Origin of the sequence: Frateuria sp. YIM B11624 (genome assembly GCF_049727805.1) — a bacterium.
Lineage (GTDB): Bacteria > Pseudomonadota > Gammaproteobacteria > Xanthomonadales > Rhodanobacteraceae > Frateuria_A.
On record NZ_JBCNYA010000037.1, the window covers coordinates 19,616 to 39,240 of the forward strand.

Annotated in this window: 15 protein-coding genes; 11 read left to right on the top strand and 4 right to left on the bottom strand. The window is 69.8% G+C overall.

Annotated features, from left to right (window positions below; translation table 11 throughout):
- Positions 1-354: 354 nt before the first annotated feature.
- Positions 355-4,506, bottom strand: coding sequence for an ATP-dependent RNA helicase HrpA (gene hrpA, locus AAIL17_RS15945; RefSeq protein WP_424683843.1), 4,152 nt, complete (start codon positions 4,504-4,506; stop codon positions 355-357).
- A gap of 95 nt (positions 4,507-4,601) precedes the next feature.
- Between hrpA and AAIL17_RS15950 the strand changes: the two genes are divergently transcribed.
- From AAIL17_RS15950 to AAIL17_RS16000, 11 genes are all read left to right on the top strand, one after another.
- A complete protein-coding gene (locus tag AAIL17_RS15950) occupies positions 4,602-5,066 on the top strand; it encodes a Dps family protein (protein ID WP_424683844.1) in 465 nt (154 codons plus the stop codon).
- A 211-nt stretch (positions 5,067-5,277) separates the two neighbouring features.
- Positions 5,278-7,878: a glycosyltransferase family 2 protein gene (locus tag AAIL17_RS15955; protein ID WP_424683845.1), complete on the top strand. Its 2,601-nt coding sequence runs from the start codon at positions 5,278-5,280 to the stop codon at positions 7,876-7,878.
- Positions 7,879-8,021: 143 nt separating this feature from the next.
- Positions 8,022-9,779 (top strand): autotransporter assembly complex protein TamA, encoded by a 1,758-nt coding sequence (locus AAIL17_RS15960; protein ID WP_424683846.1) that lies wholly within the window; start codon positions 8,022-8,024, stop codon positions 9,777-9,779.
- 223 nt (positions 9,780-10,002) lie between these two features.
- Positions 10,003-13,752 carry a translocation/assembly module TamB domain-containing protein gene (locus tag AAIL17_RS15965; RefSeq protein ID WP_424683847.1) on the top strand — a complete coding sequence of 1,250 codons (3,750 nt, stop codon included), beginning with the start codon at positions 10,003-10,005 and terminating at the stop codon, positions 13,750-13,752.
- A 334-nt stretch (positions 13,753-14,086) separates the two neighbouring features.
- Positions 14,087-14,266, top strand: a complete 180-nt coding sequence (locus AAIL17_RS15970; RefSeq protein WP_424683848.1) for a hypothetical protein — start codon at positions 14,087-14,089, stop codon at positions 14,264-14,266.
- Positions 14,267-14,306: 40 nt separating this feature from the next.
- On the top strand, positions 14,307-14,489 hold the full coding sequence (locus AAIL17_RS15975) for a hypothetical protein (protein WP_424683849.1): 183 nt from the start codon (positions 14,307-14,309) through the stop codon (positions 14,487-14,489).
- A gap of 53 nt (positions 14,490-14,542) precedes the next feature.
- A complete protein-coding gene (locus AAIL17_RS15980) occupies positions 14,543-14,776 on the top strand; it encodes a KGG domain-containing protein (RefSeq protein WP_424683850.1) in 234 nt (77 codons plus the stop codon).
- Positions 14,777-14,958: 182 nt separating this feature from the next.
- A complete protein-coding gene (locus tag AAIL17_RS15985) occupies positions 14,959-15,267 on the top strand; it encodes a hypothetical protein (protein WP_424683851.1) in 309 nt (102 codons plus the stop codon).
- A 15-nt stretch (positions 15,268-15,282) separates the two neighbouring features.
- Positions 15,283-15,489 (top strand): DUF2795 domain-containing protein, encoded by a 207-nt coding sequence (locus AAIL17_RS15990; protein ID WP_424683852.1) that lies wholly within the window; start codon positions 15,283-15,285, stop codon positions 15,487-15,489.
- A gap of 23 nt (positions 15,490-15,512) precedes the next feature.
- A complete protein-coding gene (locus AAIL17_RS15995) occupies positions 15,513-15,692 on the top strand; it encodes a hypothetical protein (protein ID WP_424683853.1) in 180 nt (59 codons plus the stop codon).
- Positions 15,693-15,738: 46 nt separating this feature from the next.
- The gene (locus AAIL17_RS16000; protein WP_424683854.1) at positions 15,739-16,026 is read left to right on the top strand and encodes a KGG domain-containing protein; all 288 of its coding nucleotides are present in this window, start codon (positions 15,739-15,741) and stop codon (positions 16,024-16,026) included.
- Between the two features lie 219 nt (positions 16,027-16,245).
- On the opposite strand, the gene murD is transcribed toward AAIL17_RS16000, so the two are convergent.
- The 3 genes from murD to AAIL17_RS16015 are packed head-to-tail and all read right to left on the bottom strand — an operon-like array spanning position 16,246 to position 19,383.
- Positions 16,246-17,604: a UDP-N-acetylmuramoyl-L-alanine--D-glutamate ligase gene (gene murD, locus AAIL17_RS16005; RefSeq protein ID WP_424683855.1), complete on the bottom strand. Its 1,359-nt coding sequence runs from the start codon at positions 17,602-17,604 to the stop codon at positions 16,246-16,248.
- Positions 17,604-18,980: a UDP-N-acetyl-alpha-D-muramoyl-L-alanyl-L-glutamate epimerase gene (gene murL, locus AAIL17_RS16010; RefSeq protein WP_424683859.1), complete on the bottom strand. Its 1,377-nt coding sequence runs from the start codon at positions 18,978-18,980 to the stop codon at positions 17,604-17,606. The genes murD and murL overlap by 1 nt, the downstream gene beginning before the upstream one ends.
- A gap of 13 nt (positions 18,981-18,993) precedes the next feature.
- The gene (locus AAIL17_RS16015; RefSeq protein ID WP_424683856.1) at positions 18,994-19,383 is read right to left on the bottom strand and encodes an endonuclease domain-containing protein; all 390 of its coding nucleotides are present in this window, start codon (positions 19,381-19,383) and stop codon (positions 18,994-18,996) included.
- Between the last annotated feature and the right edge of the window lie 242 nt (positions 19,384-19,625).

Consider the following 19,625-nt stretch of genomic DNA (forward strand, 5'->3'; position numbering starts at 1 on the left):
AAGTTCGCCCCCATCCGCCCTTCGGGCACCTTCCCCCGCGTGGCGGGGGAAGGACCGGTGCCGAGACATCCGGCTCTTCGCCTTCCGAACATCTACCCGCGCGCCGGGCCTCCACTCGTGCGGCAGGGGAAAGATCCCATGCCGACACGTCCTTCCCCCGCTTGCGGGGGGAAGGACCAGTGCCGAGACATCCGGCTCTTCGCCTTCCGGACATCTACCCGCGTGTCGGGCCTCCACCCGTGCGGCAGGGGGAAGATCCCATGCCGACATGTCCTTCCCCCGCTTGCGGGGGAAGGTGCCCGAAGGGCGGATGGGGGAGGACGAAGCGCGGCATTCGATCCGGCGACGAGTCCATCACCCCAATGCTTCGAGCGCGCGCGCCAGGCGCTTGGCGGAGACCGGCTCGGCGGTCTTCAGCTCCTGCGCGAACAGCGACACGCGCCATTCCTCGATCAGCCAGCGCAACTCGTCCAGGCCTTCGACGCCGCCGGCGCGGTGCCGCAGGTATTCGCGCCAGTACGGCAGCACCTGCAGCATGCGCTGCTGGTCCTTGGCCGGATCCTGGCGCAGGCGTTCGGCGCGCAGGCGCATCGCCTTGAGGTAGCGCGGGTAATGCGCCAGCCGCGCGGTCGGCAGCTCGCGGGCGAAGCCGGAGGCGAGCAGCGCCTCGAGCTGCTCGCGCAGGTCGTCGTAGCTGGCGCGGGCGAAGCCGATCAGCGGCGGTTCCAGCCAGGGCTTGAGCTCCGCCTGCGCCTCGATGGCCGGCTCGACCAGCTTCAGGCGCTCGACCGCGGCGCCGAACAGCTCGCGCGCCAGCGCCGCGCGCAGCGCCTCGAACTGGCCCGCGGTGCGTGCGTCGAGGTCGTGCGTCGCGAGCAGGTCGGTGAAGCCGCCCTCGACCAGGTCCTCGCGCAGCGACTCCACGCTGCCCAGCGGCGCGTACTTGAGCGACAGCGCGTTGGCGATCGGCAGGCGCCGGCGGGCCTGCTTCATCTCGCTGGCAAGGGCGTTGCGCAGCAGGCGCTCGACGCCCCTGACGTGCGCGGCGCGCGCCTCGTCGCTGCGCTCGAACACGCGCAGCGCGACCGTCTCGCCCAGGTCCACCAGCGCCGGAAACGCGGCGAGGCCGCCTTCGGAACGCACCTGCGCGGGAATTTCCTCGAAGTCCCAGCGACTGACGTCCTCGCGGGTCAGTTCCACGTCGGTCTTGCGCGAGAAGGCCTCGCGCGCCTGGCCTTCCCACTGGCCACGCATGGCGGCGAGGTCGCGACCGGCGGCCAGGGTCTTGCCGCGCTCGTCGTGCAGGCGGAAGCGCATCTTCAAATGCGGCGGCAGTTCCATCGCAGCGAATTCCGCGGGCGGCGCCTCCACGCCGGTCGTGCGCCGGAGGAACGCGGCGAGCGCGTCGACCAGCGGCTGGTCGCGCGGGGCCTCGGCCTCGACGAAGGCGCGGGCGAAATCCGGCGCCGGCACGAAGTTGCGCCGCAAGGCCTTGGGCAGGCCGCGGATCAGCTCGGCCACCTTGTCGGCGAGCAGGCCCGGCACCAGCCATTCGCAACGCGCAGACGGCAGCGCGTTGAGCATCGCCAGCGGCAGTTGCAGGGTGACGCCGTCGGCCTCGTCGCCGGGAACGAAGCGGTACTCGAGCTTGTAGCGCTGCGGCGGGATATCCAGCGTGGCCGGGAAAGCCTTCGGATCGAGCCCCGCGCCGCCGGCCATCACCTCGTCCAGCGACCAGCGCAGCGCGGCCTGCTCGGCCGGACGTGCGCGGCTGTACCAGGTGTCGAGCGCACGTGTGCTGGCCACGTCTTCCGGCAGCTTGCCCTCGAAGAACCCGGCCAGTTCCTGCTCACTGCGAACGAGGCCCTCGCGGCGCTGCTTGGCTTCGATCTCGTGCGCCTGCGCCAGCACGCGCTGGTTGGCGCGCACGAAATCGGCGCGCGCGTCCAGATCGCCGCGCGCCAGTGCCTCGCGCAGGAAAATCGCATGCGCCAGGGCCGGATCCTGCTTCTGGAAGGTCACCGGCCGGCGCTCGACCAGGGTCAGCCCGAACAGGCCGACCTGCTCGTAGGCGACCACGGTGCCGCGCTTGCGCGACCAGTGCGCGTCGCGGCAGCTCGCCTTCACCAGGTGCGCGGCCTGCTGCTCGATCCACAACGGCTCGACGCGGGCGCAGCTCATGCCCCACACGCGACCGCCGACGTCGAGAATCTGCGCGGCGAAGACCCAGGCCGGTGGAACCTTGGCCAGCGCCGAGCCCGGGAAAACCTGGAAGCGGCGCTCGCGGGTGGAGCGGTAGACGCCCTTCTCGTCCTTGTGGCCGACCTGGGTGGGCAGGCCGGCGAGCAATGAGCGGTGGATGGCCTCGTAGAGCTCGGGGCTTGCGGCATCTTCAGCCACCGCCGGACTCTTGCTCCCTCTCCCCTGTGGGGAGACGGCTGGGGTGAGGGGCCGGGGCTCGCCTTGAACCTTCCTGGCGCGACGAAGCCCTTGCGCTTCGCTGCGCGAAGCGCGCACCTTTTCTCCTCCGCTTGGAATCTCTCGCGGGCGTGCCCCCTCACCCCAACCCTCTCCCCGCAAGGGAGAGGGAGTCGACTTTTCGCTGGCGTCCAGCTTCCACCCCAGCTCCGCCACCACCAGCAACAACTGCCGGTGCAGCTCGCGCCACTCGCGCATGCGCAGGAACGAGAGGAAATGCCGCCCGCACCAGTCGCGCAGCTTCGACTGCGTGAGCTCCTCGTGCGCCTTCGTGTATTCGCGCCACAGATTGAGCACGCCGACGAAATCGGACTTCGGATCGGCGAACGCCGCATGCGCCGCATCGGCCTGCTGGCGCGCATCGGCGGGCCGCTCGCGCGGGTCCTGGATCGAAAGGAACGCGACGATCACCAGCAGCTCGCGCAAGGCCTGGCGCTCGTGCGCCTCCACCAGCATGCGCGCCAGTTGCACGTCGATCGGCAGCCGCGCGAGCTGGCGGCCGATCGCAGTGAGCTGCCGGCGCTCGTCGATCGCGGAGATCTCCGCCAGCCGGCGGTACCCGTCCGCGACCATGCGCGGGTCCGGCGCCTCCAGGAACGGGAACTCATCGACCTCGCCGAGCTTCAGCGAGAGCATCCGCAGGATCACGTTGGCCAGCGACGAGCGCAGCAGTTCCGGATCGGTGTAGCGCGGGCGGCTCTCGAAATCCGCCTCGTCGTACAGGCGGTAGCAGATGCCCGGCCCGATGCGTCCGCAGCGGCCCTTGCGCTGGTCGGCGGCGGCCTGCGCGATGGGCTCGACATGCAGCCGCTCGAGCTGGCTGCGCTGGCTGTAGCGCATCACCCGAGCGCTGCCGGTGTCGACCACGTAGCGGATACGCGGCACGGTGAGCGAGGTCTCGGCCACGTTGGTGGCCAGCACGATGCGCCGCTTCGGGCCGGGCTTGAACACGCGGTCCTGGTCGGCGGCCGACAGGCGCGCGTACAGCGGCAGCACCTCGGTCTCGCGGTACTGGCGGCGCGAGAGCAGCAGGTGCGCGTCGCGGATCTCGCGTTCGCCGGGCAGGAACACGAGCACGTCGCTTGGGGCCCCGCCCAGGCTGCGGTCGGCCATGATTTCGTCGAGCACCAGGCCGAGGTGTTCGGCGCTGCCCTGCTGCACCCGCTCGGACGCGCCGCGGCCGTGCGGCCCGCGGTCGCGCGCCGGCGGCGCTGCGGCAGCGTCGGCGGGACGCCAGCGCACCTCGACCGGATAGGCACGGCCCTCCACCGACACCACCGGCGCGTCGCCGAAATGCTCGGCGAAGCGGGCGGTGTCGATGGTCGCCGAGGTGACGATGATCTTGAGCTCCGGCCGCCTGGCCGCGAGCCGCTTGAGGTAGCCCAGCAAAAAATCGATGTTGAGGCTGCGCTCGTGCGCTTCGTCGATGATCAGGGTGTCGTAGGACGAGAGCCACGGATCGCCCTGCGTCTCGGCCAGCAGGATGCCGTCGGTCATGAACTTGACCAGCGTGCGCTCCGATACCTGGTCGCTGAAGCGCACCTGGAAACCCACCTGCTCGCCCAGCGGCGTGCCCAGTTCCTCCGCCACTCGCCGCGCCACCGAACGCGCGGCCAGCCGGCGCGGCTGGGTGCAGCCGATCATGCCCGCCTCGCCGCGGCCGGCGGCCAGGCACAGCTTGGGCAACTGGGTGGTCTTGCCCGAACCGGTCTCGCCGGCGATCACCACCACCGGGTGCTTGCGGATCAGCTCGACGATCTCCTCGGCACGGGCGCTGATCGGCAGCGATTCGTCCAGGCGGATCGCCGGCTTGGCCGCGGCGCGCGCCTGGCGTTTCGCCGCGGAGGCGGCGATGTCGGCCGCCAGCGCATCGAGCCGGCGCGCGTCCGGCTGCCGCGAGAGCCCGCGCCAGCGCCCCAGCAGGCGTCCGAAGTCGCGGCTGGACACGCCCGCGAGCGCCTCGCGCAGCGTGCGCAGGCGGGCTTCGGGGGGCGCGGCGGGAGAGGTGTCGTTCATGGGACCGCACATGATAGCCGCAGGCTATGGGGCCCATCGGAACGATTCATTTCACGCGGGACACGGCAGCCGGTACCTTGCACCGGTACCCACAAGGAGGGACCGCCATGACCAATATCGGTATCGCCCCGCAGGACCGCCAGACCATCGCCACCCAGCTCTCCAAGCTGCTCGCCGACACCTACTCGCTGTACCTGAAGACGCACAGCTTCCACTGGAACGTCACCGGCCCGCAGTTCAACAGCCTGCACGCCATGTTCGAGACCCAGTACAACGAACTGTGGCTGGCCGCCGACGAGATCGCCGAGCGCATCCGCACCCTGGACGTGTTCGCGCCCGGCTCCTACAGCCAGTTCGCCAAGCTCACCTCGATCAAGGAGGAAGCGGGCGTGCCGGAGTGGAAGGACATGGTCGGCCAGCTGGTCGAGGGCCACGAGATCGCCGCCCACACCGCGCGCGGCGCCATCAAGGTGGCCCAGGACGGCGGCGACGAAGGCACGGCCGACATGCTCACCGGCCGGCTGAAAGAGCACGAGAAGACCGCCTGGATGCTGCGCTCGCTGCTCAGGTAAGCGACACGCCCCGGGATGCAGGGCGGGCTTCGGCCCACCCTTCCCCTAATCGCGGAGACCTTGCGGTGTGGGCTCAAGCCCTCCCTGCGAGATCCGACGGCTGACCTCGCGCTGACCACCCCGCGCGGCCTTTATTGAGCCATTCCCCCCGGGTCGTTAAGCTCCGCGGGCTTGATTGGCCTCACATGGAGGCGTCCGACGGGGAACGTTTTTGAGCGCCACAGCAGCCAGACACGACAGCCGGTTCCCGCTGCTTGCGGCCATCCTGCTCGCGCTGATCGTGGCGGCCCTGAACATCGGACTGTGGTGGTGGGGCAACCGCCCGCATGGCCCGGAGGACTTCCACGGGCCGATCAGCGGCTACTCGGTATCGGTGTTCCAGCGCTACCAGAACCCGCTCAAGCAGGATTTCCCGTCCGACGAGGAAATCGACGCGGACCTCAAGCTCCTGCGCCGCTACACCCCGCGCATCCGCACCTACTCCACGCTGGAGAACCCGCAGGTCTACCGCCTGGCCGAGAAGGAAGGGCTGAAGGTGATGGCCGGCGCCAACATCGACACGCGCCTGATCAACAACGAGAAGGAGCTCGATGCGTTGATCGCGCTGGCGCGGCGCTACCCGGAAACCATCCATCGGGTGATCGTCGGCAACGAAGTGCTGTTCCGCGGCGACCTGACCGTGCAGCAGATGGAGGCCTACCTCGACCGCGCCCGCGCGGCGATCCGGCAGCCGGTCTCGATCGCCGAGCCCGACTACATCTGGATCAAGTATCCCGAGCTCGCCCAGCACGTCGATTTCATCACCATCCATCTGTTCCCGTTCTGGAACGGTATCGCGCGCAAGGATGCCGTGGACGCGGCGCTCGGCGCCTACCAGAACATCGTGCGGATGTATCCGGACAAGCCGGTGGTGGTGGGCGAGATTGGCTGGCCATCCAACGGCGACCGCCACGAATACGCCGATCCGTCGATCTCCAACGAGGCGATCTTCATCCGCGACTGGTTGAACGCGGCCAAGGCGCGCAACATCGACTACTACCTGCTGGAAGCCTTCGACCAGCCATGGAAGGAGAACCTGGGCGAGGGCCGCACCGGCGCCTACTGGGGCACCTTCAACGCCGACCGGCAACTGAAGTTCCCCTTCACCGGCCCGGTCACCGAGGACACGGCCTGGCCGTGGAAGGCGCTGGCGGCGAGCCTGCTCGCGCTGATCCCGATGATCTGGTTCGCGCGCAAGTTCAAGCGCTTCAAGCTGATGGGCCGGCTGTTCTTCTGCCTGCTGATCCAGCTCGCCTGCGGCCTGGTGGTGTGGTCGGCCACGCTGCCCTTCAACTTCTACCTGAGCTGGGTCGACTGGACCATGCTGGTCCTCCTGTTCCCGGCGCAGATCGCGATCCTGGCGATCCTGCTGATCAACGGCTTCGAGTTCACCGAGGTGCTCTGGCGCCGGCGCTGGCAGCGCCATGCCGGCATGCTCAAGCCCGACCGGCCGGACAAGCAGCCGTTCGTCTCCATCCACCTGGCCTGCTACAACGAGCCGCCGGAGATGGTGATCGCCACGCTCGACTCGCTGGCGCTGCTGGACTACGAGAACTTCGAAGTCCTGGTGATCGACAACAACACCAAGAACCCGGACGTGTGGAAGCCGGTGCAGGCGTATTGCGAGCAGCTCGGCAAGCGCTTCCGCTTCTTCCACCTGGAACCGTGGCCGGGCTTCAAGGCCGGCGCGCTCAACTTCGGCCTGAAGGAAACCGACCCGCGCGCCGAAGTGGTGTCGGTGATCGACGCCGACTATGTGGTGCGCGAGGACTGGCTGGCCACCCTCACCGGCTACTTCCACGACCCGAAGGTGGCCGTGGTGCAGTGCCCGCAGGCGCATCGCGATTTCGAGCACAACCGTTTCCGCCGCATGACCGCGTGGGAGTTCGACGGCTTCTTCCGCATCGGCATGCACCACCGCAACGAGCGCAACGCGATCATCCAGCACGGCACCATGACCATGGTCCGCCGCTCGGCACTGGAGGGCACCGGCGGCTGGTCGGAATGGACCATCTGCGAGGACGCCGAGCTCGGCCTGCGCCTGATGCACGCGGGCTACGAGCTGGTCTACGTCGACGAGCTGATGGGCAAGGGCCTCACCCCGGCCGACTTCAAGGCCTACAAGAGCCAGCGCTACCGCTGGGCGTTCGGCGCCATGCAGATCCTGAAAGGGCGCTGGGACTGGATGACCAGCAAGGGTCCGCTCTCGCTCGGCCAGCGCTTCCACTTCCTCACCGGCTGGTTCAGCTGGTTCGCCGACGCACTGCACCTGATCTTTACCCTGATGGCGCTGTTCTGGACCGCCGGCATGGTGGCCTATCCGCAGTACTTCAGCCTGCCGATGCAGCTGTTCCTGATCCCGGTGATCGGCTTCTTCTTCGCCAAGGCGATCTTCGGCATCGTGCTCTACCGCGCGCGCGTGCCCTGCGGCTGGTACGACACGCTGATGGCTTCGGTGGCCAGCATGGGCCTGAGCCACGCGATCGCGCGCGGCATCCTGCATGGCCTGACCCGCGAGAAGACCGCCTTCGTGGTGACCGCCAAGAGCCGGCGCCTGGGCGAGTCGAGCTTCGCCGCCTTCGCCCCGGTGCGCGAGGAACTGCTGATGGCCTGCGCACTGGTGGTGTGCATCATCGGCATGGCGCATGCCTTCGGTACGCGCTACATCGAGGGCACGCTGTGGATGTTCATCCTGGCCGCGCAGTCGATCCCGTACTTCTCCGCCGTGGTCGGCGCCTGGATCGCGCACAGGGCGGGCGACAAGGTCGGTTGACGGGGCTTGCCCCGTCAACAAAATCAAATGCGGCTGTGCTCGAGTGTCGGGCGCCCGAAAGCGCACCCGTTTATGCCGCGGAAACATCCACGCCGCTAAGCTGACACGCCCGCCGGCCCCCGCACAGGGACGTTCCCCGACGCATGCGCCCCCTCCGATGCCTGACCGCGCTGTTCCTGCTGCTGCCGCTGGCCGCACAGGCCGGCGTGCGGCTGACGGTCAAGGGCGTGGACGACCCGCTGAAGGCTGCCGTGCAGTCCGGCGTGGAGATGTCGCAATACGCCAACCGGCCGGTCAGCGAGGCGCAGATCCGCCGCCTGTACGACGAAGCCCCGGACGAGGTGCGCGCGGCGCTGGAGCCCTACGGCTACTACGAGGCCAGCGTGCAGGGCACGCTCCGCCAGGCCGGCGCGGACGACTGGCAGGTCACGCTGACGGTCAAGCCGGGCGAGCCGGTGCGCATCACCGAGGTGCGCGTGAAGCTGGACGAGGCGGCGCTGAAGATCGCACCGATCCGCCGCGCCGAGCGCGCCGTCGAGCGGCTGAAGGGTGCCGTGCTCGACCACGGCGCCTACGAGAAGGCGCGTGACGACGTCAGTGCCGCGCTGACCGCCAGCGGTTTCCTCGGCGCCAAGCTGATCACCCACAAGGTGGCGGTGACCCGCGCCGACCACAGCGCGGTGGTGGAGCTGGCCTGGCAGGCCGGGCCGCGCTACCGCTTCGGCAAGGTCGACTTCAAGGGTTCGCAGTTCGATCCCGGCTTCCTCGACCGCTACGTGCCGTTCGACCGCGGCGAGTACTTCGACCAGGCCGACCTGCTGCGCCTGCAGCAGGCACTCAACGGCGCCGACTACTTCTCGGTGGTGAACGTGCTGCCCGACGTCGACGACGCCAGCCGCACGGTCGACGTGCAGGTGCAGCTGCAGCCGGCCAAGCGCAGCGTCTACACCGGCGGGCCGTTCTTCGGCACCGATACCGGTGCCGGCATCCGGCTGGGCCTGGAACGGCGCTGGGTCAACAGCCGCGGACACAAGTGGAAGAACGAGCTGGTGCTGGCGCAGCGGCTGAAGACGCTGTCCACGCTCTACACGATCCCGCTGCCGGGCAGCAACGAACGCAGCCTCAACTTCGGCGCCAACTTCCGCGACGCCGACACGGTCACCTCGCAGTCGCGCACGCTGGAGCTGGTCGGCAACGAGACCGAGCTGTGGCACGGCTGGACGCGCACCGTGGGCGCGCACGCGCTGATCGGCACCTTCACCGTGGGCAAGCGCGGCAACGAGCCGGACAATGCGCCCGGCATCGAGCACGGCCGCAGCAAGCTGGTGTTCGGCGAGGTTTCGCTGTCGAAGAAGCACGGCGACAATCCGACCTTCGTGCGGCACGGCTGGTCGCTCAGCGTGTACGCGCGCAGCACCGCCGGCGCGCTGCTGTCGAGCACGCGCTTCAGCCAGCTCGCCGCCGATGCCAAGTGGATCGACGCCTTCACCCGGCGCGACCGCCTGATCCTGCGCGCCAGCGCCGGCATCACCTCCACCGGCGACTTCAGCGCGCTGCCGCCGCAGTTGCGCTTCTTCGCCGGCGGCGACCGTTCCGTACGCGGCTACGGCTACCAGGCGATCGGTCCGCGCAACAGCTTCGACCGCGTGATCGGCGGCCGCAACCTGCTGGTGGCCAGCACCGAGGTGGAGCACTACTTCACCCGCAACTGGGGCATGGCCGCCTTCGTCGATGCCGGCAACGCCTTCGACGGCACCGATTACCGGCCGCGCATCGGCGCCGGCCTGGGCGTGCGTTGGCTCTCGCCGGTGGGAATGATCCGCGTGGACGTGGGCACGCCGATCCGCGACGACCACGCGCACGGGATCCAGTTGCACGTGGTGATAGGACCGGACCTGTGATGCGCATCCATCCGTTATCCGCCATGCATGACATCGAGCCTTCCCCCGCGTGCGGGGGAAGGTGCCCGCAGGGCGGATGGGGGAAGCCTGCGGGGACGGCTCGAGTGCTCGCGGATCTCCTGCTCCGTAGTACCGAAGCCCCCCTTCCGCCTGTCGGCACCTTCCCCCGCAAGCGGGGGAAGGATTCGGTGGTGCGGGGCTGCGGCGACGCGGGACGGCGCGCATGAAGTGGCTCAGGCGCATCGGCGTCGCCGTGCTGGTCCTGCTCCTGCTGCTGGCGCTGGGCCTGTGGTGGTTGCTCGGCAGCAACGCCGGCCTGGACTTCGCGCTGGCCCGCGCCAGCGGCTTCACCGACGGCGCGCTGAGCGTGCGGCAGGCCCGCGGCAGCCTGGCCGGTCCGCTGGAGCTCGAGGGCCTGCGCTACGCCGACGGCAAAGGGCTCGACGTGCGCATCGCCCGCGCGAAGCTGGACCTGCGCCTGTGGCCGCTGCTCGGCAAGCGCCTGCACGTCGACATGCTCGACGTGCAGGGCGTGGCCGTCGCCCTTCCACCGCCCGCACCCAGCGAGCCAGGCAGCGGGCCGCTCTCGCTCAAGCCGCCGCTGGCCATCCAGCTCGACCAGGCGCACGTCGGTGACGTCGTCATCCGCCAGGGCGGCCAGCCGCTGTTCACCGCCGACAGCCTCGACCTCGCCGGCCGCTGGGACGACCAGGGCGCGGCGATACGCACGCTGCGCCTGCGCTCGCCGCAAGGCCACGCCGACGCGCGCGGCACCGTGGCCATCGGCGACACCTACCAGGGCGACGGCCAGGCCAGCTTCGCCTGGACCGTGGGCGACACCACCTACGCCGGCCAGTTGCAGGCACGCAGCGACGGCACCCACGCGCGGCTCGACCTTGCGCTCAGCCGGCCGATGGCGGCGAAACTGCAGCTCACGCTACAGCAGGGCGGCAGCTGGCCCTGGACCGCCGCGCTCAGCGCGCCGCGCTTCGACCCCGCGCCACTGCTGGGCGAGGGCACGCTGCAAAGCCTCGGGCTGGATCTCAAGGGCAATGGCGACCGCCACGGCGGCACGCTCACCGGCAGCGTCGACCTCGACCAATGGCGACTGCAGCTCGCGCCGCTGCGCGCGCAGCTCAACGACGACCGCTCGCTGCTGACGTTGCAGACGCTGGCGCTCACCTCGCCGCAGATCAAGGGACGGCTCGAGGCGCACGGCCAGGTCCGGCTGGATGCCAAGCCCATCGCCGGCGACCTGCACCTCGCCTGGCAAGACCTGGAACTGCCGGCCGAGCTGGCCGGCCAGGCGCTGGCCAGCCATGGCGATCTCGACGTACGCGGCAGTGCCGAGCAGTTCCACGCCGAGGGCGGCATCGCCATCGGTCCGCCGGGCAAGCTCGCGCAACTGGCGGTGAACCTCGACGGCACGCCACGCCAGGTGGCCCTGCAGACCTTCGACATCAGGCAGCCGCAGGGTCACCTGCACGCACAGGGCACGCTCACCCTGCAGCCCGCCTTCGGCTGGGAGCTGGCGGCCGACGCCGAGGACTTCGACCCGGGCCAGTTGTTTGCCGGTTGGACCGGCTCGCTGGATGCGCAGTTGCAGACCCGCGGCACCCTGCCCTCCGGCCATCCCGACGCCACGCTCGACCTCGCCCGGCTCGACGGCCGCCTGCGCGGGCGCACCGTCAAGGGCAGCGGCAAGCTCCACCTGGCGCCCAACCAGGTGGTGGACGGTACGCTCTCGCTCGCCTCCGGCGGCAGCACCGTGTCGGTCCAGGCGAAACCCGGCGCACGCAACGACGTGCAGGTGCAGCTCGCCGTCGCCACGCTGGCCGACTGGCTGCCCGATGCCGGCGGCCAGCTCGAAGCCAAGCTCCACGTCACCGGCCTGCCGCCCGCGCTCGGCGTCGACGGCGACGTGCATGGGCGCACGCTCGCCTATGGCACGCAGCGCCTCGGGCGGCTGGACCTTGAGGCCCACGTGCCGGACATCAGCCGTCCCGGCGGCAACGTCGAACTCGACGCGCGCGATGCCTGGCTCGGCGGCCTGGCCTTCGACACGCTCGCGCTGCATGCCGACGGCACCGAGGCGGCGCACCGGCTGACGCTCGATGCCCATGGCCGCCAGCTCTCCGCCACGCTGGCGCTGCACGGCGGCTTGAAGCAGAAGGCACATTGGCGCGGCACGCTGGACACGCTGGAACTCGAACCGCAGGGCCTGCCGCGCTGGCGCCTGCAGGCGCCGGCCACGCTGGACTACGACCAGGGCGCACTGGCGCTGTCGGAACTGTGCCTCACCGCCGGCGACCCGCTGCTGTGCGTGCAGGGCAACCAGGACAAGGCCGGCAACCTCGCCGCCAGCTACCGCCTGCGTGCGTTGCCGCTGGCGCTGCTGCTCAACGCCGCCGGCTATGCCGACCTGCCGATGCGCGCCGACGGCAGCCTGCATGGCCAGGGCACGCTCAAGCGCAGCGCCGCGGGCGCGCTGAGCGGCCAGGCCACGCTGGCCTCCGACCAGGGCTCGGTCACCTACACGCAGCAGGCGCAGCAGCCGCTGCTGGCATGGAAGGACTTCACCGTCGACGCCAACCTGACGCCCGGCCACCAGCAGGCCGAGGCGCACGCCGCGCTCAACGGCGACGGTCGCCTGGACGGCCGCGTGACCGTCGACGGCAACGCGCAGGCGCTCGGCGGCGAACTCACCCTCAAGCTCGACAGCCTCGCCCCGCTCGAGCTGCTCACCAGCGAACTGGCCAACGTCAAGGGCCGGCTCGACGGCCGCTTCGGCTTCGCCGGCACGCTGGCGCAACCGGCGGTCACCGGCCAGGCCACGGTCGACGGCTTCGCCGCCGAAGTGCCGGCATTCGGCCTGAAGCTTGCCGACGGCGCGCTCGTGCTGCGCGCGCCCGACGCGCAGCACCTGGAACTCGACGGCCACGTGCGCTCGGGCAAGGGCACGCTCGCGATCGGCGGCAGCTACGGCCTCACCGCGCAGGCGCCCACCGCGATCACGCTCACCGGCCAGGACGTCACCGTCGCCGACATCCCGGCCGCGAAAGTGGTGCTGGCCCCCGACCTGCGCGTGCAGCGCGACGCCCAGGGCGTGCATATCACCGGCGCGGTGGCGCTGGGCAGCGCCGACGTGAACCTGGATCGCCTGCCCGGCGGTGGCGCGACCAAGGCCTCGCCCGACGTGGTGGTGGTCGACGAGCGCGAACAGGAACAGGCCGGCGCGCAATTGCCGATCAGTGCACAGGTGAAGGTCGACCTGGGCCGCCGCACGCACCTCAAGGGCAAGGGCCTGGATGGCCGCCTCGCCGGCACGCTCACGGTGATCGAGCAACCCGGCCGCGCCACCCGCGGCGAGGGGCAGATCGCAGTGAGCGGCACCTACAAGGCCTACGGCCAGGACCTGAACATCGAGGCCGGCAAGCTGCTGTTCGCCGGCACGCCGATCGACAACCCCGGCCTGGACATCCGCGCGGCGCGCAGCCTCAACCCCAACGCGACGATCGACGAAGGCCAGGAGGTCGGCCTGCTGATCAGCGGCACCGCGCAGCGGCCGATCCTCACGGTGTTCTCCAATCCGCCGATGGAACAGTCCGACGCACTGTCCTACCTGATCACCGGCAAGCCGCTGTCGCAGGTCAGCGGCGGCGAGGGCAACATGGTCGGGGCCGCCGCGCAGGCGCTGGGCTCGGCGGCCGGCGACCTGCTCGCCAAGAGCATCGGCAGCCGGCTGGGCATCGACGAGATCGGCGTGTCGAGCAACGAGGCGCTGGGCGGCGAGTCGGCCTTCACCGTCGGCAAGTACCTCTCGCCGCGGCTGTACCTGAGCTACGGCGTGGGGCTGTTCGAACCCGGCCAGGTGATCACCCTGCGCTACCGCCTCAGCCAGCGCTGGAACCTCGAGATGCAGAACGCCACCGAGTTCAGCCGCGCGAGCCTCAACTACCGCCTGGAGCGCTGAGCGCCCGCCGGCGTCGCCGCCCGCCACGGTGATGGCGGCACGCGCCCATCCATGCGTGCCGCCGCATGCCGCGATCCGCGCTTCCTGACGACAGCGACTCGTCCCCGCGGCAAGCGCTGCCCGACACACCGGGTGCCAAGCCCACCCCATCGCACAGCCAGCCAGCCGCCTGGCGTGCCTGTAGTTCTTTCCGCACCCCGCGCAAATTTTCAGCATGCGCTCTGCGCTGAGCAGCGCGGAGCGCATGGCGAACCGGTTTGTCTTCTGGCACCGCTGTTGCAGTCCCCCTGGGTGCCCGGCACGTGTGGCCGGGTGAGCAACCACGGAGATGAGCATGACTCGGCAACAGTCCTCCACCTACGACCAGGCCAGCCGGCGACACGCCAGCGATGCCTCGTCGCGCGCGAACGGCCGTGGCAGCACCACCGTCCGCGAAGCCGGCCGCAAGGGCGGGCAGCGCGTGCGTGAACTGGTCAGCGCCGGCCGCCGGGCCGAACAGCGCACGCGGCACTGAGGACGGGTCCGGTCCCACGATCCATCACTGGAGCCAACAGATGAGCCAGAAGCAGCAGAACGATCGCAACCAGCAGAACGCCAGGCAGGCCCATGGCGGCGACAAGGGCGACATGAGCGTCCGCGAGGCCGGCCAGATGGGCGGCCACAAGGGTGGCCAGCGCGAACGCGAGCTGGTCGAGAAGGGCCATGAGGCGGAGGACCGTGGCGGCCGCCGTCACTGATCCGCAGCTCGGCGAGCGCAGCAACTTTCCCCACACCGACAAAGGAGACAACCATGAAGAACCAGGGCAGCGACAAGGGCGACATGACCGTCCGCGAAGCCGGCCAGAAAGGCGGCGAGATCCGCAAGGAACAACTGGGCCCCGAGGGCTATTCGGCCATCGGCAAGAAGGGTGGCGAAGCGCGCAAGGAAGAGCTGGGCCCCGAGGGTTACTCGGAGCTGGGCACCAAGGGCGGCCACCGCGTCCGTGACCTGATCAACAAGGGCAAGCAGAGCGAGGGCGACTGATCGCAGGCAGGCGTCCGCGGGGCCGGCAGTTCTTTCCACGGGCACGCGCAAATTACACGCCCGCCGCGAGCGTCCGAACCGTCCGATCGCGTGGTGCGGTGCCCTGCGCACTGGCATACGGGTTGCAACCCATGTCTTGCCCGCGCGACGGGCTTCCCCTGACAACACAACCGGAGAATCACATGGCAACCGATCGCAACAACCAGACACCCGGCAGCGGCGACATGAGCGTGCGCGAAGCCGGCCAGAAGGGCGGCGAAGTCCGCAAGGAGCAATTGGGACCGGAGGGTTATTCGGACCTCGGCCACCAGGGCGTCGAGGCGCTGCGCGAGCAGCGTGGCCCGAACGCGATGAGCGAGATCGGCCGCGAGGGCGGCGAGACCCGCAAGCAGCAACTGGGGCCGGAAGGCTATTCCGAACTGGGCACCAAGGGCGGCGAGCGCGTGCGTGACCTGATCAACAAGGGCAAAGAGTCCGAGGGCGGCGAGTAGCCGCGGAGGTACGACATGACACGAGGTTTAGGAGGCGATTCGCCGGCCAACGTGCAGAAGTACCTGTCCGGCGTGGACTACCCGGCCGACAAGCAGGACCTCATCGAAGCCGCGCGTCGCAACGACGCCCCCGACGAGGTGATGCAGACGATCCGCAAGCTTCCCGGCGACCACTACGGCGGTCCGCAGGAAGTGATGAAAGGCTACGGCCAGATCGAGTAGCCGCGGCATTCCAGGAAACATCCATGACCAGACAGACCCACGACAAGGGCGACATGTCCGTCCGCGAAGCCGGCCGCAAGGGCGGCGAGGCGCGCAAGGACGAACTGGGCCACGAGGGTTACCAGAAGCTCGGCGAGAAAGGCGGCCAGCGCGTCAGCGAACTGGTCCACGAAGGCAAGCAGGCCGGGCACAAGAAGCATTGAGAACCCGCGGGTTCTTTTCCAGACCACTGCTAAGACGAGGTGCGACATGGCAAGCAACAAGAATTCCGGCGACATGAGCGTGCGCGAGGCCGGCCAGAAGGGCGGCGAGATCCGCAAGGAACAGCTGGGCCCCGAGGGCTACTCGGAAATGGGCAAGAAGGGCGGCGAGACCCGCAAGGAACAGCTCGGCCCGGAAGGCTATTCGGCGCTCGGCAAGAAGGGCGGTGAAGCGCGCAAGGAGGAGTTGGGTCCCGAGGGATATTCCGAACTGGGCACCAAGGGCGGCCATCGCGTGCGCGACCTGGTGAACAAGGGCAAGGAGTCCGAGGGCTAGCCTCGCGACTACGGGCCGGCGGCCATCGGGCTGCCCGGCCGTGGCGGCGATGCGGCAGGTGTGCGCACAACCGCCCGCGCTGCCATCGCGTCCGTCCGCCAGCAGGCTCCGGTAGCTACCTGCCTGGAGCCCGCCGGCGGCGGCGCGTCTTTTTTGGAACCGATGACTCGAGGCAGGCGCCCCGACGCAGGTCGAGGGCCGCGCACGTGCGGCTCGTGCTCAGGCGACGCCCAGGCCCTCGATCCCGCTGATCGCCTGTCCATCGAAACCGGCCAGCTCGGCAAAATGCCGGCCGCGGTCGGCATAGTCATGGAACTGGTCGAAGCTGGGCGCGCCGGGCGACAACAGGACCACGCCGCCCGCCGGCGTCAGCGCCCGCGCCCGTTCCACCGCCTCGGCCAGCGTCGCCACCAGCGTGACATCCCCTACGGCCTGCGCCTCGCGCAGCGCCGCCGCAATGCGCGGTCCGTTGGCGCCCTGCGCCACGATGGCGAGATCGGCCTGATCGCTCACCGCCTCGACGAATCCCGACCAGTCCAGCCCGCGGTCGTGTCCGCCCACGATCACCGTCACCTCGCGCCCGGCCAGACTGGCCAGCGCCGCCAGCGTGGCCTGCGGCGTGGTGCTGATCGAATCGTTGATCCAGTGCCGACCCTCGCGCTCGCCCAGCGGCTGCAACCGGTGCGGCAAGGCATGGAAGCGCGCGAGCGCCGGCGCCGCGGCGCGCGCGTCGTGGCCCATCGCCTCCAGCGCGGCCAGCGCGGCGCAGGCGTTGAGGGCGTTATGCCCGCCCGGCACCGGCAGGTCCGCCTCGGCAAAGACACGCTCGTCGCCACGCCGGATGAAACCGTCCCGCACGTGCCAGCCGTCGCGCACGCCGAACAGCAGGCGCTGCGGGTGCGCCGCCGTGCGCTCGAGCAACGCCTCCTGCGTGCCGTTGACCAGCAGCGTGCGCGCGACGGCGGCCAGCTTCAGCTTGTCGGCCACGTAGCGCTCGCGCGAGCCGTGCCAGTCGAGGTGTTCCTCGTACAGGCTGGTGATCACGCCCAGCGGCAGCGGGCCGGCCTCGCCAGTCTGGAAGCTGGACAGTTCCACCGCCCACAGCTGCGCCTGCGCGTCGAGCAGTTCCAGCAACGGCAGGCCGATGTTGCCCGCCAATGCGGTGCGCACGCCCAGCGCGCGCGCCAGGTGCGCGATCAGCGCCGTGGTGGTGCTCTTGCCCTTGGTGCCGGTGACCGCCACCACCGGCGCCTGCGGCTGCTCGGCGAACCACAGCGCGGTGCCGGAGGTGAAGCGCGTGCCGCCGGCCTGCGCGGCAAGCAGCGCCGGCTTGTAGGCCGAGATGCCGGGCGACTTCACCACCACGTCGAAGCCGCCCAGGGCGGCGGCGTCGGGCTCCTCGCCGCGCACCCGCAAGGCAGGATCGAACGCCTGCGCCGCGGCCACTTCCGCGGCGCCGCAGAACAGCGTCAGCGGCAGTTGCGGCAGCCGCGCGCGCAGCGCGGCGATCGCCGCCCTGCCCTCGCGGCCGAAACCCCAGATGGCGACGCGCTGGCCGGCCAGTTCGGCGATGCGCATCAGCCGATCGCCTCCAGCGCGCGCTGCAGGCGGGCAGGTACGCGGTGCTCGCTGGACGGCACGAGCCAGGGCTCCAGCGCCAGTTGCGCGGCATCGAGCTGCGGCAGGATCTCGCGGATGAAGCGCGCGACCAGCGCGTCCTCCTGCCATTCCGGCCGCTGGCTCAACGCGTACATCGCTGCGCGCGCCTCGGCGCCCTCGCCGACGCATTCGAATGGCTTGTGGTCCTGGTATTCCAGCAGCGCGTCGAAGCCGGCCGCCTGGCTTTCGTCGTCCAGCAGATTGCGGCCGAAGATCGACAGCAGCCGCGGCTTCGGACAGAACGGCGCCAGCGCCAGGAACACGAAATGGCACTTCGGGCATTGCCCGCACCAGCGGTCCGCCGGCTTGGGCCCGAGGATGCGGAAGTTGCGGTTGCAACTGGAGAACGCGTCGAAGTACGGCGTCAGGCGCGCGAAGGCGCGGGTGATCGCCAGTTCCGAGTACGGCCGCAGCAGCGAGCAGTAATCCAGGTCCGCGGCCACGTGGGTGTGCAGCCAGTTCGACAGCATGGCCTCGAAGGCGAAGCCCTTGCTCCACTGGTGGTTCACCTGCTGGCCTTCGTACTCCAGCGTGGCGGCCGAGGCCGAGCGCTCGTTGGCGAAGGCGACCGAGTCGTAGCCGTAGAGGATCGCCGCCAGCGCCAGGATGGCCGAGTTCACCGCGGTCACCGGGATGTGACCGTTCCACGCGCCCAGGCGGTTGAGCTCGAACAGCACGGGCGAAAGCTCGCGCTGGATGTTGAGCGTGGGCAGGCCGGTGCGCTCGGCGCAGGCGGCGATCAATGGCGAGTTGCCCACCCACACCGCGGTGGCCTGGCCGCCGATCGACTTGATCGCTTCCACCGCGACCAGCGAGTCCTTGCCGCCGCCGATGGGGACGAGGGTGCGCTTGGGCAGGTCCAGAGCGGGGGCTCCCCGCGAGAGCGTCCCCTCATCCCGACCCTCTCCCCCATCTTCGACAGGGGACGGGGAAGAGGGAGCAAGTCGAGGAAAGGCGATGCGCCCGCGCAGGTCCAGTCCGTTGCGGTAGGCGAACTCGGCCAGGCCGTGCAGATAGAGCGCGTCGAGCAGGTCGGCCGTTTCGTCGTCCAGCGGCTCGGCCTCGATCTTCGGCGGCACGCCGGCCTTGTAGTAGCTCACGCCGGCGATCAGGTGCAGCAGCCTGAGCGCGGCATCGAAGGCCTGCTGGCGGTGGGCCGGGATTGCCGGTGCCTCCGGGAAGCGGATGCGCTCGACCATTTCCTCGCCCTGGTCGAAGGCGTAGGCCAGTTCGGCGACGCCGTCGGCGTAGGTGGCACGCACGAAGCGGAAGCTGTGGGTCAGCCGCGGATTAATTGTCGTCACTCGTTTAGCTCTCCGTCGTGCGAGCTCCCTCTCCCCTCCGGGGAGAGGGTTGGGGTGAGGGGCCGGGGCTCGCCAAAGCCTCCATCACTGCCTCAAGCACGCTCTCGATGTTCATCAATACGTCATTGTTCCAGAAACGCAGCACGCGGTAGCCCTTGTCCTGGAGGTAACGCGTGCGTGCGTCGTCATATTCCTGCTGTTCGAGGTGCTGGCCGCCATCGAGCTCCACGACCAGCCGCCGCTCGGTGCAAACGAAATCGACGACGTAACGGTCGATCCCATGCTGTCGACGGAACTTGCAGCCATCCAGTTGGCGCTTTCTCAGGCGATACCACAGCGCCTGCTCGGCATCGGTCATGCCTGTGCGCAGCCCGCGTGCCCGGTCCACGTTCATGCGCTTCATCCTTGAAAACTCGCTCCCTGAAGATTTTTCGCCAGACCGGCCTCTCACCCCGACCCTCTCCCCGCAGGGGAGAGGGAGCAAAAGCAGACCTCGCTCGTTGCTTTGTCGCTGGAGCGGCCCCTCACCCCAACCCTCTCCCCGGAGGGGAGAGGAAGCAAAGGCAAGCTTCGTTCGCTCAATCTTCATCCTGCGCAGAACCGGCTCCCTCTCCCCTCCGGGGAGAGGGCTGGGGT